A 679-nucleotide genomic window follows, 5' to 3' on the forward strand; every position below is an offset into this window, starting at 1 on the left:
TCCACTTCATCCTTATACTAAGGCACTGATGTCAGCAGTTCCAGTCCCTGATCCTGATAAAGAAAAAACCAAGACTATTGAATTATTAGAAGGGGAATTACCATCACCCATTAATCCACCGTCAGGTTGTGTATTCAGAACTCGTTGTCCACTGGCTGATGAAGGGTGCGCTAAAACTAAACCATTACTTGAAGGTAGCTTTAAACATGCGGTGTCTTGTTTAAAAGTTGATCCCCTTTAAATTGAGATAAGGGCCGTAAGGCCCTTCAGTCTGTTGACAAACATATCATGTTTGGCGGCAGTCGTTAGGGGTTCTGAAATAAACGAGGAAAATCAATTTATTGATTTTCGGCTGATAGCACTGAGCGGGAAAACCACGCTCTATCTCGCTTCGTCAGCAACCTCAGGGCGCTATCTAGCGCCCTTTTTAGTTTTTGACCTCATTTTTCAGATATTGGATATAAACTAAAATTTTGGCACATTTTATACTCTAAAGATCCAGCACCACTAACTAATGAATTGAGTCAAAACTCTTGTAGCTTAAAGTATGGCAAGTATAAATATTATTATAAGGACTTAATATGTCTGAACAACCAAACTACACACCACCTGCATCCAAACCGCGTATTTCATTGAAAGCCATGGCATTAACGCTGATCCTTGTGCTATTCAATATCGC

General features: G+C 39.9%; 1 protein-coding gene. It reads left to right on the plus strand.

What is annotated here, in order from left to right; translation table 11 throughout:
* On the plus strand, window positions 1–241 hold a 241-nt coding region (locus tag ABN217_RS19500; protein ID WP_349459889.1), incomplete at its 5' end, for an oligopeptide/dipeptide ABC transporter ATP-binding protein.
* Window positions 242–679: the final 438 nt, after the last annotated feature.

The sequence above is a fragment of the Proteus sp. fly-1067 genome (assembly GCF_040139345.1).
GTDB lineage: Bacteria > Pseudomonadota > Gammaproteobacteria > Enterobacterales > Enterobacteriaceae > Proteus > Proteus vulgaris_B.